The organism is Antrihabitans spumae, assembly GCF_043944905.1.
In the GTDB taxonomy this organism is placed as follows: domain Bacteria; phylum Actinomycetota; class Actinomycetes; order Mycobacteriales; family Mycobacteriaceae; genus Antrihabitans; species Antrihabitans spumae.
In genome coordinates this window covers 204663-218720 of record NZ_JBIMSN010000062.1, presented here as the reverse complement: position 1 = coordinate 218720, position 14058 = coordinate 204663, and the positions used below count along the sequence as shown (strand labels likewise).

Below are 14058 nucleotides of genomic sequence, written 5' to 3'. Positions count from 1 at the left end.
GTTTTTTGCGACAACTGAGTCACGGGAGCACAACATGGGCCCGCATCGATTCGGCAGTCCGACAAGACGCGTTACGCTCGCTCAGGTGACGCAACGCTCAGGACCGGGGATCGGCCCGGACTATCTCGTAGCCGGCCGCTATCGCCTCCGGGCGAAAATCGGTGGTGGCGGCATGGGAGCGGTCTGGCTCGCCCACGACAAGCTGCTCGACCGTGAGGTGGCCGTCAAGCAGGTTGCAACGACGATCGGGCTCGACGCGCACACCGCCGAAGCGCTCCGCAGCAGCACCATCCACGAAGGCAGGATCGCTGCACAGCTGTCGCACCTGCATGCGATTGCCATGTACGACGTCGCCGTGCACTCCGGTGAGCCGTGGCTTGTGATGGAACACCTGCCGTCGCGCAGCCTCGCTCACGCCCTCACCCTCGCCAACACGTTGCCGCCGTTCGAGGTCGCCCAGATCGGCGCTCAGGTGGCGGACGCACTCGCGGAAGCGCACGCGGCGGGCATCATTCATCGGGATATCAAGCCGGGCAACATCCTTGTCGCCGACCGGGGACGAGCACTCGGCATGGTGAAGATCAGCGACTTCGGCATCTCCCGCGCCAAAGGCGAGAGCAGGTCGGAAGCCGATGTCATCACCGGAACACCGGCCTTCCTCGCACCCGAGGTCGCACGAGGCGACGACCACAGCGAGGCAAGCGACGTATTCTCCCTCGGCGCAACGCTGTACACGGCGACCGAAGGGCAACCGCCGTTCGGCTTCAACACCGATTCGGTGCGCTTCCTCGAAAAGATCGCGCGCGCCCAGATCACGCCACCGCAGCGCAGCGAGCAGATCACCGACACCCTGTTGCGCATGCTAGAGCCGAATCCGGCGAATCGTCCCGACATGGCAGAAGTTCGCGACGAACTCGCCGCGACCATCATCGGACCGGGTGGCAACGTGGCGTACCTGCTCGGTGTGCCGGTTCGCTCCGCCGAAGGGACCGTCCCGATGTGGGCGCACCGCACCACCACCTACACCGAATCGCGAACCAGCCGAGCACATCGCATCAAGAGCGAGGATTCCGCAGCACGGCAACAGAATTCGCCGATCACCCAAGCCGAACCAGTCGTACCGTGGAAGGCAGAGCCCGCTGCCGCGCAGCGTAATTCGGGACAGAGATCGACAGCAGCCCCCGCTCGACTCGGGACCACAACCAGAACCACCTCTACGGCAAAGCCTTTGGTGGTCGCCGGCCTACTGCTCGTCGCCGTGCTCGCAGCCATCGCACTGATCGTCGTGCTGCTGACGACCTGACCGACACGAGCGAAATCAGTCGATCCGACGCCGATGCGCCCACCGCGTCAGCGCATTGCGATTGGACTGCTGGGTCTTGCGCAGCACGTTGGAGGCATGCGTCTCAACGGTTTTCACGGAGATGAACAAATCCTCCGCAATTTCGCGATAGGTGTACCCGCGGGCAAGCAGGCGTAGCACCTCCAACTCGCGTGGCGTCAGCGAATCGAGCTCGGGATCGAGCGGCGGCTCGGGAACAGTGGACCGACCCGTGAACGAATCGAGAACGAAACCGGCCAATCGTGGACTGAACACCGCGTCGCCGCCGGCAACGCGACGGACGCCGTCGGCGAGTTCGGAACCCGAGATCGTCTTCGTCACGTAGCCGCGCGCACCCGCCCGGATCACGGCGATGACGTCTTCGGCTGCATCGGACACACTCAACGCCAAACACACAGGCCCGCTGTGGATACCGTTGAGGACCGATACCCCACCACCGTCGGGCATGTGTACGTCGAGGAGCACGACGTCCGGCTTGGTCGTATTGATACCGGCGATCGCTTCGGCGACGCCGCCTGCTTCACCGACGACCTCGATGTCGGCCTCGCGGCCGAGTTCTGCCCGAACTCCCGAACGAAACACCGCGTGATCGTCGACGAGAAAAACCCTGCAGCTCTTGCCGTTCGACGTCGTCACAGTTGCGCTCACCCTGCCTGTTCCTCGTGATTCCGGTTCTCGTGCTGGCGGGTGAAGCGTACCGAAGCTGGCTCATGAGCCGCGCTCGCCGAGCCGGACGCGTTGCGCGGCATCCGAATACGAATTTCCGTACCTTTGCCGACCGTGGAGCGGATCTTCACCTCACCACCACGCCGTTCGATCCGAGCGCGTATCGAGCGGCTGAGTCCCTGCCTGTCGTCGGATACCTCGCCGACATCGAAGCCGACACCCCGATCGCGGACGAACACACTGACCCGCTCTGCCTCTGCTTCGGCGAACAGATCGATGTCGTTTGCCCCGGAATGCTTGGCCGCGTTGACCAATGCCTCGCGCGTTGCCCCGAGTAGCGCTGTGAAATGTTCCTTCGACAAGCCACCCGCCGCGTCGCCGTCGACACGTTCGACGATCATCGGTACGTCGCCGACGGTCACCGGCGTGACCTTGACACCGTGCTGATCCTCGACCTCGCCCGCGATCGTGCGCAACGCCGAGGCAAGCGAAGAGTGTGGCGTCTCCGCACCGCTGAACAACCACTTGCGCAGTTCGCGTTCCTGGCCGCGCGCCAGCCGCACCACTTCCTGCGGACTTTCGGCCTGCCGCTGAATCAGTGCCAGGGTCTGCAACACGGAGTCGTGCAGGTGTGAGGCGATCTCGTCGCGTTCTTCGTTTCGAATCCGTGCTGCGCGTTCGGCATTGAGCGCACGCCACATCCGCAGCCAGAGCGGCACAGTCAACAGCGCGGCGCCGAACAGGGTTACGAACACCGCGAGCAACGACGATCCGAGTGAGCTGAGATCGATCCGTGCGAGTACGACCACACCGAGGCCGACGAAGATAAGCGTTGCGCCACCGACGATTCGGGTCCAGGTAAGCACCGTCGGCCGCTGCGGCAAACCGATGATCGACCGCGGGCCTTCGGAATCGAACTCGCGCCAGACGAGTGCAGCACCGACTGCGACGACGATGATCGGCACGATGATCTGCGCCGCGGTACCGCTGAACAACCACGACACACCGGCCGACAGCCCGAGCCCGATGATCGCGAACCCGTAGGCCTGCTTGCGTTCTGCAGGCGACGGCCGCGTCGTGTCTGGACCGCCCGGCGTGAAGATCCACAGCATGCCGTAGGCGACGATGCCTGCTCCGGCCATCGCTGCGAGAAAGACGAACGCGACCCGCACCTTGAGCACGTCGATACCGAGATGATCGGCGACACCGCCCGCGACACCGCCGACGATCCGTCCACCCGATCGCCGAAAGAGGCGGCCGGTGTCGGATTGCGGCAGCGCATAGTCGTATACGGGTGGTGGCACACTTCGATAGTGCCCCATAGGCGCCGCGTCGGCATCGGGGATTGCCCTGATCTATCAGGGATTTCTCGCCTGCACCGCGACAAAGATCAGGGCAATCCCCGATGTGCGGAACGTGTGCCGATCGCCACGATAGTTGTCATGAGGAACACGACCTTCTCCGATCAGCTCCACGACATGTGGCGAACAAGACCCACTCGATTACCGAACAGGGGTCCGGTGGCAGGCGTCGCTGCGGGCATCGGCTACCGCTACGGCGTCGACCCTGTGCTCATCCGCGTCGCCTTCGTTGTTTCCACGATCTTCGGCGGCGCCGGAATCGTGCTTTATCTTGCAGGCTGGTTGCTACTCAGCCAGTCGGGCGATGCCGCGTCGCCTGCCGAATCGCTGTTCGGCAAGGGCGCGAGTTCCGAGTCGCGCACCAAATCGATCGTGCTCGTCGTCGGCCTCGCAATCGCCGTCTCCACGATGGGTCCGGTCGGGGTAGGACTCGGCGGGTCCGGCTTGATCAGCACGCTGCTGATGCTCGGCGGGCTGTGGCTGCTGCATCAGCGTCAGCCGATCCCACCGCCGCTGCCGGACGGGGGCTACGGCTTCCCGTCCTCGGTCACCGGGTATCCGGGAACCGGCTTCCCGACCGGGGCTTTCCTTCCCGGCGCCGCACCGACCGACCTCTACAGTCCGTACACGCGACTGCCGGACAGCTACGTTCCCGATCCGCCGGTCGAGCAGGCACCCACACCGACCGAACCGACGACACAGGGACCGTCGTTGCGGAAGGACACACCGACCGCCACCGGTGAGAACACGGCCACCACCGCGTTCGAGCGCCCCGAATCCAGGTCGGCGACCGATGCCGATCAGACCAACGTCATTCCGATACCCGGCATGCCGCCCTCGTGGGACCCGCTCGGCGTCGCACCGTTCGCCTGGGATCTACCCGAGCCGACCAGTGCGTCTCCGGTTGCGGTGCAGGTCGAACGTCGACGGTCCAGACTGACGTCACTCGTTCTCGGACTTGCCATCCTCGCTGCCGCAGGGGCAGGCGCCGCCGCGGTCGCCGACACGGAATGGCTGACCCCGGGTCGCATATCCGCGATAGCGCTCGCCGTCGTCGGCGTCGGCCTCGTCATCGGCGCATTTCTGCGGCGCGGCTACGGACTGCTGGTAATCACCGGACCGCTGATCGGGTTCACGGTACTGGCATCGATGATCGGCCCGATCGACTTCGAAAACGCCACCTTTGGCGAAAGCAGATGGAGTCCAACGACTCTCACAGATCTGAAGCCGGAGTACTCGGTCGTCCTCGGCGCAGGAAAGCTCGATCTGCGCTCGTTGGATCTGACGAAGAACACCACTGTCGACATCAACGTCAAACTCGGTACCGTCGAGGTGATCCTGCCGGAAGACATGAACGTCCAGAAGAACAGCACGATGTTCAGCGGTGAGGTGACGGGTATGCCGGACGGCTTGGACGGCGGCGGTGACGGCACCGATGGACCAATGCTTACCCTCGATATCAACAGCCGTTTCGCAAGCGTGGAGGTGCATCGTGGCTGATCAGACCGGGATCGGAGACGGCACGAAGAAACGGCCGTCGGCGCTGCTGCTGTTCGCCGGCCTCGCAGCGCTGGCAGTCAGCGCGTACGGGCTGATCGGCCCCGACACCTGGGAGAGCGTCGCCGATGTTCAGTTCGGCTGGATCGTCGTCCTCATCGCGATAGTCGTCGGTCTCGTACTGGTCGTCGCACCGAGCAGGCGATAGGCGGCTACGCCGCTCGTGAGTCCTTTCGGAGGGCCCAACCTCCGAAAGGACTCACGAGGCGCGAAGCGCCCTACTCCCATTCGATCGTGCCCGGCGGCTTGCTGGTCACATCGAGCACGACCCGGTTCACCTCGGCAACCTCGTTGGTGATCCGGGTCGAAATGCGTTCCAGCACTTCGTAAGGCAAACGGGTCCAGTCTGCGGTCATCGCGTCTTCGCTGGAGACCGGCCGCAGCACGATCGGGTGACCGTAGGTCCGGCCGTCGCCCTGCACGCCGACACTGCGGACGTCGGCGAGCAGCACGACCGGGCACTGCCAGATCTGCTTGTCGAGACCTGCCGATGTCAGTTCTTCACGCGCGATGGCGTCGGCCTGCCGCAACAGGTCGAGCCGGTGCTGATTGACTTCGCCGACGATGCGGATGGCAAGACCGGGACCCGGGAACGGCTGCCGACCGACGATCTCCTCGGGCAAGCCGAGCTCACGCCCGACCGCACGCACCTCGTCTTTGAACAGCAGTCGCAACGGTTCGACCAACTCGAATTCGAGGTCGTCGGGTAGCCCACCGACATTGTGGTGGCTCTTGATGTTCGCGGTGCCCGCGCCGCCGCCGGATTCGACGACGTCCGGGTACAGCGTGCCCTGTACGAGGAAATCGACGCCGGCACCGTTCTCTGCGACGACCTGGGCGGCAGCACCCTCGAAGCTACGAATGAACTCGCGGCCGATGATCTTGCGCTTCTCCTCAGGATCCGACACACCCGCCAATTCGCGGAGAAAGACCTCGACAGCATCGGCGGTGACGAGCTTGGCGCCGGTCGCGGAGACGAAATCCTGCTGAACCTGCTCGCGCTCCCCCGCTCGCAGCAAACCGTGGTCGACGAAGACGCAGGTCAGGCGATCCCCGATCGCTCGCTGCACCAGCGCCGCGGCGACTGCGCTGTCGACCCCACCCGAAAGACCGCAGATCGCGTGCCCGTCGCCGATCTGGTCGCGCACCTTGGCGATCAATGACTCGGCGATGTTCGCGGCGGTCCACGTGGGACCGATGCCCGCGATGTCGTGCAGGAATCGGCTAAGCACCTGCTGACCGTGCGGAGAATGCAGCACTTCCGGGTGGTACTGCACGCCGGCAAGTTTGCGTTCACGGTTCTCGAATGCGGCTACCGGCGCACCGGCACTCGTACCCGTCACCTCGAAGCCTGCGGGCGCATCGGTGACGGCATCGCCGTGACTCATCCAGACCGGCTGCAGTGTCGGCAGACCGCCGTGCAAGATGCCGCCGTCGACGCTGAGTTCGGTGCGTCCGTATTCGCGGGTTCCGGTGTGCGCGACCGTACCGCCGAGTGCCTGCGCCATCGCCTGGAAGCCGTAGCAGATACCGAACACCGGCACGTCGAGATCGAACAGGCGCGGGTCGAGTTGCGGCGCACCCTCGGCGTACACGCTCGACGGACCGCCGGACAGCACGACCGCCGCGGGATTCTTCGCGGCGATCTCTTCGACGGTTGTGGTGTGCGGCACGACCTCCGAGTAGACGTTCGCTTCTCGGACCCTGCGAGCGATCAGCTGTGCGTACTGCGCACCGAAGTCGACGACGAGAACTGGCCTGGTCTGGTTCGTATCTGACACCGATTCAGTCTAGTTGGCGGGGTGGCCACGCCAGTTCTCCCCTACGCGCTACGCCCGCGCAGTGTTGCATCGTCCAACTCGGCCAGGGTCCGGCGCAGGGTTGCGAGTTCGTCGACCCCGACCTCGCCGACGAAGCGCATCAGCGCGGTCGAGCGGCCGTTGGGTTCGTGCGCTTCGTGCAATGCGTCGACCATCATGTTTGCGACCAGCTCCGATTGCGCCTGGGTCGGCGAGAATCTGTGCGCGCGACTGTCGCGGTGTTGGGTGAGCAGATCCTTGCGCGCAAGGCGATTCATCACCGTCATCACCGTCGTGTAGGCGAGGCTTCGGTGCAGCGAGATCGCCTCGTGCACTTCACGGACCGTGGTCGGGGTGTTGACCGACCACAGGTAGTCCATGACGAGCTTTTCCAGATCGCCGAGTTGCTTCTTTCTGGTGAACCGCCGCTACGGACGCCGCTTGGCGCCGCCGCCCAGCACGGTTATCGGCGTGGTCTCGCGTTTCGGCATGGCATCGAACGTAGCCGCCGCGCCTCACTTAGGCAAGGCTAACCTGCCTGCAGTTCCGAACTCGCGGCAGTATTCCTGATTTCGACGATGGGAAGCACCAACGCGGCAGGCGCATGTGCGGGCACCACCGGGTTCACCGGGGCAACAGCCGCGATGCGTCGATACCCTTCGCCCTGACCGGGCCGCAGGTCCTGCTCACCCTTGTTCGGCCACAACGACGCTGCCCTTTCGGCCTGCGCGCTGATCGTGAGCGACGGGTTCACACCGAGGTTCGCCGACACCGACGCACCGTCGACGACGCTCATGGTCGGGTATCCGTAGACGCGATGGTACGGATCGATGACGCCGTGCTGAGCGTCCGAACCGATTGCACAACCACCGAGAAAGTGCGCCGTCAACGGCACATTGAATACTTCACCCCACGAGCCGCCTGCAATACCGTCGATCTTCTCGGCGATGCGCCGGGTCGCGTCGTTGCCGACCGGAATCCACGTCGGGTTGGGTTCACCATGGCCTTGCTTGCTGGTGAACTTGCGACCGAAGACGCCCTTCTTCGTGTACGTCGTGATCGAGTTGTCGAGGTTCTGCATCACGAGCGCAATGATCGTGCGCTCGCTCCAGTTCTTCACCGACAACATCCGAACCGTCAGCAACGGGTGGGTGATCATGAAGATCAGCAGCTTGAGCCAACGCGGAATGCGCCCGCCGCCGTCGGTCATCAACGTCTGCAGCATTCCCATCGAATTCGAACCCTTGCCGTAGCGCACGGGCTCGATATGGGTGTCGGCCGTCGGATGGAACGACGACGTGATGGCAACGCCCTCGGTCAGATTCAGGTTCGGGTCGACCTTCAGCTTCGCTGCGCCGAGGATCGCTTCGGAGTTGGTGCGAGTGAGAACCCCTAGCTGATCCGACAGTTCGGGCAGCACACCCTTGTCCTTCATGTCGAACAGCAGCCGCTGCGTTCCCCAGGTGCCTGCGGCAAGCACGACACGGTCGGCCGTGTAGGTGTGCGGCTTCTTGCGAACCCAGGCACCGGTGCGCTCCGTCGACACGTCCCACGAACCGTCAGGCAACGGCTTGACCTCGGTGACAGTTGTCATCGGAATGATTTCGGCGCCCGCTCGCTCAGCGAGGGCAAGGTAGTTCTTCAACAGAGTGTTCTTCGCACCGTGCCGGCAGCCGGTCATGCACTCGCCGCACTCGATGCAGCCCGTGCGGTCGGGGCCGACGCCACCGAAGTACGGATCGGACACCGTCTTGCCGGGCTCCCCCATGAAAACCCCGACCGGAGTGTGCACGAACGTGTCGCCGACTCCCATGTCTTCGGCAACGGACTTGATGATTTCGTCGGCGGGCGTCATGTGCGGGAACTGCACCACACCGAGCATCTTGCGGGCCTGCTCGTAGTGCGGGCTCAGCTCGTCGTGCCAATCGGTGATGTGCGCCCACTGCTTGTCGGCGAAGAACGGTTGCGGTGGTTTGTAGAGGGTGTTCGCGTAGTTCAACGAACCACCACCGACCCCAGCACCGGCGAGGACAAGACAGTCGCGCAGTAGATGCACTCGCTGAATGCCGTAGCAGCCGAGGTTGGGCGCCCACAGGAACTGGCGAAGGTGCCAACTGTTCTTGGCGAAGTCCTTGTCGGCGTAGCGTTGGCCGGCCTCCAAAATGCCTACGCGGTAACCCTTTTCGACCAGACGCAACGCTGTGACGCTGCCGCCGAAACCGGACCCGACGATCAACACGTCGAAATCTTTCGTGCTCTTGCCGGCCATGTGCATACCTCCTCGACGATGAGTGCTTCCAGTATGGCGCGCTTACCGGTGAGTAGAGTCACAAAGGGTGACCTAAACGGGTATGAATGTGGTGCTCACCCCCAGCGTCAACGACGAAAGTGACCGATCACCGCATGATCCGTCGAACAAGAATCGCCGTGCTCGCTGTCGCAGCCACGCTTGCGGCCGCGCCGGTGCATCCGGGGCTCGCGAGCGCAGCGCCAGGGTTCACGAAACAGACGCTGAACTTCGCCGTGTTCATCGGGCCTGACGACAACGTCGCGTGCAATATCGTCGGCGATCTCTATCTGCCCGACGGCGCCTCCGCAACCAGCAGGGTCCCCGCGGTGTTGACGACGAGCGGGTTCGCCAAGTCGAAGAACGATCTGGTCGATACCGCCGAACCGCTCGTCCGCGAAGGTTATGCCGTGCTGGCCTATTCGCCGCTCGGATTCGGCGGGTCCGGCTGCAAGGTCACCATGGACGACCCCGATTTCGACGGCAAGGCGGCCAGCCAGCTGGTGAGCTTTCTCGGCGGCGCTCCGGGAATTGCGTTCCGCGACAATGCCTATCGCGAACCCTTCCCTCCGCTCGACGTCGTCGCACGCGACAACACCGCCGTGGACGGCATTGTGCACGCCAACGATCCGCGAGTCGGAATGATCGGCAGTTCCTACGGCGGCCAGGTGCAGTTCGCTGCGGCAGCGCTCGACCCGCGGATCGACGCGATCGTCCCGATGATCACCTGGAACGATCAGTCCTACTCACTCGCACCGAACAGCGCCGGACCTGCGACCGGAGTGTCGACAACGATCCCCGGCGCGATGAAGCTGACGTGGGCCGCAGGCCTCGGCGTTCTCGGCGCGATCAATCCCGGCCCGGCGGGCTACGCCGAGGAGCCGAGCCGCGCGCTCGGATGCCCGAACCTCCCAGCCGAACTGTGCACGATGATCTCGGCAGGAATTGCCGGTTACCCATCGGCCACCGATATCGGCTATCTGCGCAACAACTCGGTGACGACCTACATCGACAAGATCCGCGCTCCGGTGCTCCTCGTACAGGGCCAGAAGGACAGTCTGTTCGACTTGAACGAAGCGCGGGCCACCTACGACGCGTTGAAACGCCAGGGCACCGAGGTCAAGATGATCTGGCAGTCGTGGGGACACAGCGACACAGTCCCCGCCCCAGGGGAATACAGCGCCGTCGATCCGCGGAACAACTACGAGAACTCTCGGATTCTCGACTGGTTCGATCACCATCTGAAGGACGACGCCGTATCAACCGGCCCCGAGTTCGCCTACTTCCGCGACTGGGTCTCCTACGCCGGAAATGCTTATCCTGCATACGCTTCCGCGTCGGACCCCGACGTCGGCGTACCGCGGTCGTTCCACCTCTCCGGCGCCGGTCTCACGACGCAGGCCGACGCGGCGGCACCTGGTCTGCAGACCTTCGCAACGGGTCCGGCCGGACTGCCGACCAGCAGTCGGCCTCCCGATCCACTATCGAGAATCGCGCTGCCCGACATCTCGATACCCGGTACTTTCGCGCGCTGGACCGGCTCACCGCAGACCGCGCCCATGGACGTCGTCGGCGCACCGAAGCTCGACATCGTGTTGTCGACCGACCGACCCCCGAACGGGTCACTCGACGACTCGCTCGTCGTCTTCGCGAAGCTCTACGACATCGCGCCGAACGGTGCAGCGGACCTGATCGGTGATCTCGTCGCGCCTGCGCGCATCGTCGATCCGAGCAAACCGATCGCCATCACGATGCCGGCGATCGTGCACCGCTTCGACACAGGCCATCGGCTCGCACTCGACATCGCAGGCGGCGACCTCAACTACCGCGGCGGGTTGGTCTCCTACCGAGTGTCGGTCGAATCGGGTCCGGGACAGGTGCTGACGTTGCCCGTGGTGGCACCAAGCTAGCCCCTGTTCGCTCCGACCCTGATCGGCACCGTCTACGGCATGAATTTCGACGACATGCCCGAACTCAGCTGGGAATGGGGTTACCCGATGGCACTGCTGATGATGCTGGGAACCTGCCTCGGGCTATGGGGCATTTTCCGTCGTGTCGGCTGGCTGTAGCCGGATCGAAGGCCGTTCGCGCAATCACGCGCGAACGGTCAGGCCGACCTTCTGGAACTCCTTGAGGTCGGAGTAGCCGGTCTTCGCGAGGGAACGACGCAGTCCGCCGACCAGGTTCAGCGATCCGAACGGATCGTTGGAGGGTCCCACGAGCACGGTCTCGAGGCTCGGCCGCTCGACCGAGGACGCAACCGGTAGCAGTGCGCCGCGCGGCATCGAGGGGTGGGCAGCGGCAGACGGCCAATACCAGCCCGCGCCAGGCGATTCCGCCGCAACGGCGAGCGGAACACCGAGCATCGCAGCATCCGCACCACAGGCGATCGCCTTCGCGAGCTGACCCGACGTCGCGATGTCACCGTCGGCGATCACGTGGACGTACCGACCACCGGTCTCGTCCAGGTAATCGCGCCGAGCGGCGGCAGCATCGGCGATAGCGGTCGCCATCGGGACCCCGATACCGAGCACCTCGCCGGTTGTGGTGGCACCTTCGAACGAGCCGTAGCCGACGATCACACCTGCGGCACCGGTTCGCATCAGATGCAACGCTGTGCGGTGGTCGCTGACGCCGCCAGCGACGACCGGAACGTCGAGTTCGGCGATGAAGGTCTTGAGGTTGAGCGGCTCGTCGCCACCGGGTCCGACGTGCTCGGCCGAGATGATCGTGCCGTGCACGACGAGCAGATCGATACCGGCCTTGATCAGCGCGGGGGTCAGTGCACGGGCATTCTGCGGACTGACCCGAACCGCTGTCGTCACGCCTGCTTCACGCACCTGCGCGATGGCGGCCGCGAGCAGGTCGGGCTGCAATGGCGCACTGTGCAGCTTCTGCAGCAGTGTGATCGACGCATCGACGTCGTCGTCCGACTCGGCGACGTGGATCAGCTCTTCCAGCTTGGCGTCGACATCCGCGTGCCGCGCCCACAGGCCTTCACCGTTGAGGATGCCGAGACCACCGAGCTTGCCGAGCGCAATCGCGCTCGCGGGCGACATCAACGCATCGGTCGGATGCGCAAGAATCGGGATTTCGAATCGGTAGGCGTCGAGCTGCCACGCCGTCGACGCCTGCTTGGACGACCGCGTCCGCCGCGACGGAACGATGTCTACGTCATCCAATTCGTAGGTACGACGGGCTGTTCTGCCCATGCCGATCTCGACAAGGTCGCGCACACGCGTCCCTTCCATGAGGAATATCGGGTGGAAATCGAATCAATTGAAGTTAGCGCTAGCGAGCTGAGTAATTGGGCGCTTCGACGGTCATCGTGATGTCGTGTGGATGACTTTCCTTCAGCCCTGCCGCTGTGATCTGCACGAACTGGGCATTCTGCAGGTCGGCGATGGTCGTCGAACCCGTGTAGCCCATGGCTGCGCGCAGACCGCCGGTCAGCTGATGGATGACCTGGGTGAGCGGTCCGCGGAAAGGAACCCGGCCTTCGATGCCTTCGGGGACGAGCTTGTCTTCGGCGAGTACGTCGTCCTGGAAATAACGATCCTTCGAGTACGACTTGGTCTGGCCGCCCTGGCCGCGTCCCTGCATCGCGCCGAGCGAGCCCATTCCGCGGTAGCTCTTGTACTGCTTGCCGCCGACCAGGATCAGCTCACCTGGCGACTCTGCGGTTCCTGCGAGCAAGGATCCCAGCATGGCCGTCGACGCACCTGCGGCGAGTGCCTTCGCGATGTCGCCGGAGAACTGCAGACCACCGTCCGCGATCACCGGGACGCCCGCGGGTTTGCACGCGGCGACGGCTTCGAGAATTGCCGTGATCTGCGGGGCGCCGACACCGGCAACGACACGCGTCGTGCAGATGGATCCCGGTCCGACGCCGACCTTCACCGCGTCGGCTCCAGCTTCGACGAGGGCTAGTGCACCCGCACGCGTCGCAACGTTGCCGCCGATGATCTGGACGCGATCGCCGACCTCTGCCTTGACCTTGCTGACCATTTCGAGGACCTGCACCTGATGGCCGTGTGCGGTGTCGACGACGATGACGTCAACCCCCGCATCGACCAACGTCATCGCACGCGACCAGGAATCTTCCCCGACGCCGACCGCGGCACCGACGAGTAGCCGACCGTCCCGGTCCTTCGTCGCATACGGATGCTGCTCTGTCTTGACGAAATCCTTGACGGTGATGAGTCCGGTCAGGTGGCCTTTGCCGTCGACGATCGGCAGCTTCTCGATCTTGTGTCGACGCAGCAGGCCGAGCGCGGCTTCCGCGGTGACACCCTCACGTGCGGTGATCAGCGGTGCCTTGGTCATGACCTCGGCGACCTGGCGACTCTGGTCGACTTCGAATCGCATATCGCGATTGGTGATAATCCCCACAAGGCTGCCCGTCTCGTCCGTGACCGGCAGTCCCGAGATACGAAAGCGGGCGCACAGCGCGTCGACTTCGGCGAGTGTGTCGTTCGGCTTGCACGTGACCGGATCGGTGACCATGCCCGCTTCGGAGCGCTTGACGGTCTCGGCCTGCGACGCCTGATCGCGGACCGAAAGGTTGCGATGCAGAACACCCATGCCACCGGCTCGCGCCATGGCGATCGCCATTCGCGCCTCGGTGACGGTGTCCATCGCCGAGCTCACGAGCGGAACGCGCAGCGTGATTTCCCTGGTCAGCTGGCTGGAAGTGTCGACCGCGCTCGGGATGAGATCCGATGCTGCCGGCAGCAGGAGCACGTCGTCGAAGGTCAGGCCGAGCATCGCGATCTTGTTCGGATCGTCGCCACCCGTGCGAACCTGCGCTCCACCTACCGGACTTGTCATTCGAATCTGGCCCTCCTGGGCTGGGTAGTGCGACGGCACAACGCTTGCTTCGGACCGTTTCGGCTCGAGGTTCGAACGCATCGACTGTGCGGGGTTTGGGGTTCAAGGTCTGGGTGTAGAAGATTATTCCCCAGGTTGTTCTGCCATGGTATCGGCTCTACGGATGCGACGCGTCCACCCGACGGCTGGCGCAGACCCGCAGGTTCTGCGTACCGT

General features: G+C 64.4%; 11 protein-coding genes and 1 pseudogene. 5 read left to right on the top strand and 7 right to left on the bottom strand.

Features of this window, described 5'->3' with window-relative positions:
- The first annotated feature begins 34 nt into the window (after nucleotides 1-34).
- On the top strand, nucleotides 35-1303 hold the full coding sequence (locus tag ACHIRB_RS16315; protein WP_395114148.1) for a serine/threonine-protein kinase: 1269 nt from the start codon (nucleotides 35-37) through the stop codon (nucleotides 1301-1303).
- Nucleotides 1304-1318: 15 nt separating this feature from the next.
- Here the strand turns inward: ACHIRB_RS16315 and ACHIRB_RS16310 are convergent, their stop codons facing one another.
- Both ACHIRB_RS16310 and ACHIRB_RS16305 read right to left on the bottom strand, forming a co-directional pair.
- A complete protein-coding gene (locus tag ACHIRB_RS16310; RefSeq protein ID WP_395114147.1) occupies nucleotides 1319-1990 on the bottom strand; it encodes a response regulator in 672 nt (223 codons plus the stop codon).
- Nucleotides 1987-3312, bottom strand: a complete 1326-nt coding sequence (locus tag ACHIRB_RS16305) for an ATP-binding protein (RefSeq protein WP_395124110.1) — start codon at nucleotides 3310-3312, stop codon at nucleotides 1987-1989. Before ACHIRB_RS16305 ends, ACHIRB_RS16310 begins: the two co-directional genes overlap by 4 nt.
- Before the next feature lie 138 nt (nucleotides 3313-3450).
- Between ACHIRB_RS16305 and ACHIRB_RS16300 the strand changes: the two genes are divergently transcribed.
- Together ACHIRB_RS16300 and ACHIRB_RS16295 are read left to right on the top strand one after the other, a co-directional pair.
- On the top strand, nucleotides 3451-4869 hold the full coding sequence (locus tag ACHIRB_RS16300) for a PspC domain-containing protein (protein ID WP_395124111.1): 1419 nt from the start codon (nucleotides 3451-3453) through the stop codon (nucleotides 4867-4869).
- A complete protein-coding gene (locus ACHIRB_RS16295) occupies nucleotides 4862-5074 on the top strand; it encodes a hypothetical protein (protein WP_395114142.1) in 213 nt (70 codons plus the stop codon). The genes ACHIRB_RS16300 and ACHIRB_RS16295 overlap by 8 nt, the downstream gene beginning before the upstream one ends.
- Nucleotides 5075-5144: 70 nt before the next feature.
- Here the strand turns inward: ACHIRB_RS16295 and guaA are convergent, their stop codons facing one another.
- The 3 genes from guaA to ACHIRB_RS16280 all read right to left on the bottom strand — a co-directional run bounded on the left by guaA (nucleotide 5145) and on the right by ACHIRB_RS16280 (nucleotide 8994).
- Nucleotides 5145-6707 carry a glutamine-hydrolyzing GMP synthase gene (guaA, locus tag ACHIRB_RS16290; protein ID WP_395114140.1) on the bottom strand — a complete coding sequence of 521 codons (1563 nt, stop codon included), beginning with the start codon at nucleotides 6705-6707 and terminating at the stop codon, nucleotides 5145-5147.
- 41 nt (nucleotides 6708-6748) lie between these two features.
- On the bottom strand, nucleotides 6749-7120 hold the full coding sequence (locus ACHIRB_RS16285; protein WP_395124145.1) for a BlaI/MecI/CopY family transcriptional regulator: 372 nt from the start codon (nucleotides 7118-7120) through the stop codon (nucleotides 6749-6751).
- A gap of 134 nt (nucleotides 7121-7254) precedes the next feature.
- Nucleotides 7255-8994, bottom strand: coding sequence for an FAD-dependent oxidoreductase (locus tag ACHIRB_RS16280; RefSeq protein WP_395124112.1), 1740 nt, complete (start codon nucleotides 8992-8994; stop codon nucleotides 7255-7257).
- Between the two features lie 134 nt (nucleotides 8995-9128).
- Here ACHIRB_RS16280 and ACHIRB_RS16275 point away from each other — a divergent pair, with 134 nt between their 5' ends.
- Nucleotides 9129-10922, top strand: a complete 1794-nt coding sequence (locus ACHIRB_RS16275) for an alpha/beta fold hydrolase (RefSeq protein WP_395124113.1) — start codon at nucleotides 9129-9131, stop codon at nucleotides 10920-10922.
- Nucleotides 10923-10925: 3 nt separating this feature from the next.
- A pseudogene (locus tag ACHIRB_RS16270) lies at nucleotides 10926-11081 on the top strand (CorA family divalent cation transporter); the annotation flags it as partial.
- A gap of 24 nt (nucleotides 11082-11105) precedes the next feature.
- Here ACHIRB_RS16270 and ACHIRB_RS16265 read toward each other — a convergent pair.
- Nucleotides 11106-12248: a GuaB3 family IMP dehydrogenase-related protein gene (locus tag ACHIRB_RS16265; RefSeq protein ID WP_395114134.1), complete on the bottom strand. Its 1143-nt coding sequence runs from the start codon at nucleotides 12246-12248 to the stop codon at nucleotides 11106-11108.
- A gap of 55 nt (nucleotides 12249-12303) precedes the next feature.
- Nucleotides 12304-13842, bottom strand: a complete 1539-nt coding sequence (gene guaB / locus ACHIRB_RS16260; RefSeq protein WP_395114133.1) for an IMP dehydrogenase — start codon at nucleotides 13840-13842, stop codon at nucleotides 12304-12306.
- Nucleotides 13843-14058 lie beyond the last annotated feature (216 nt).

Excerpts from the sequence above, each read along its gene's own strand:
- ACHIRB_RS16315 (WP_395114148.1), top strand. The coding sequence starts at position 35 with ATGGGCCCGCATCGATTCGGCAGTCCGACAAGACGCGTTACGCTCGCT.
- ACHIRB_RS16300 (WP_395124111.1), top strand. The coding sequence starts at position 3,451 with ATGAGGAACACGACCTTCTCCGATCAGCTCCACGACATGTGGCGAACA.
- ACHIRB_RS16280 (WP_395124112.1), bottom strand. The coding sequence starts at position 8,994 with ATGGCCGGCAAGAGCACGAAAGATTTCGACGTGTTGATCGTCGGGTCC.
- ACHIRB_RS16275 (WP_395124113.1), top strand. The coding sequence starts at position 9,129 with ATGATCCGTCGAACAAGAATCGCCGTGCTCGCTGTCGCAGCCACGCTT.
- guaB (WP_395114133.1), bottom strand. The coding sequence starts at position 13,842 with ATGACAAGTCCGGTAGGTGGAGCGCAGGTTCGCACGGGTGGCGACGAT.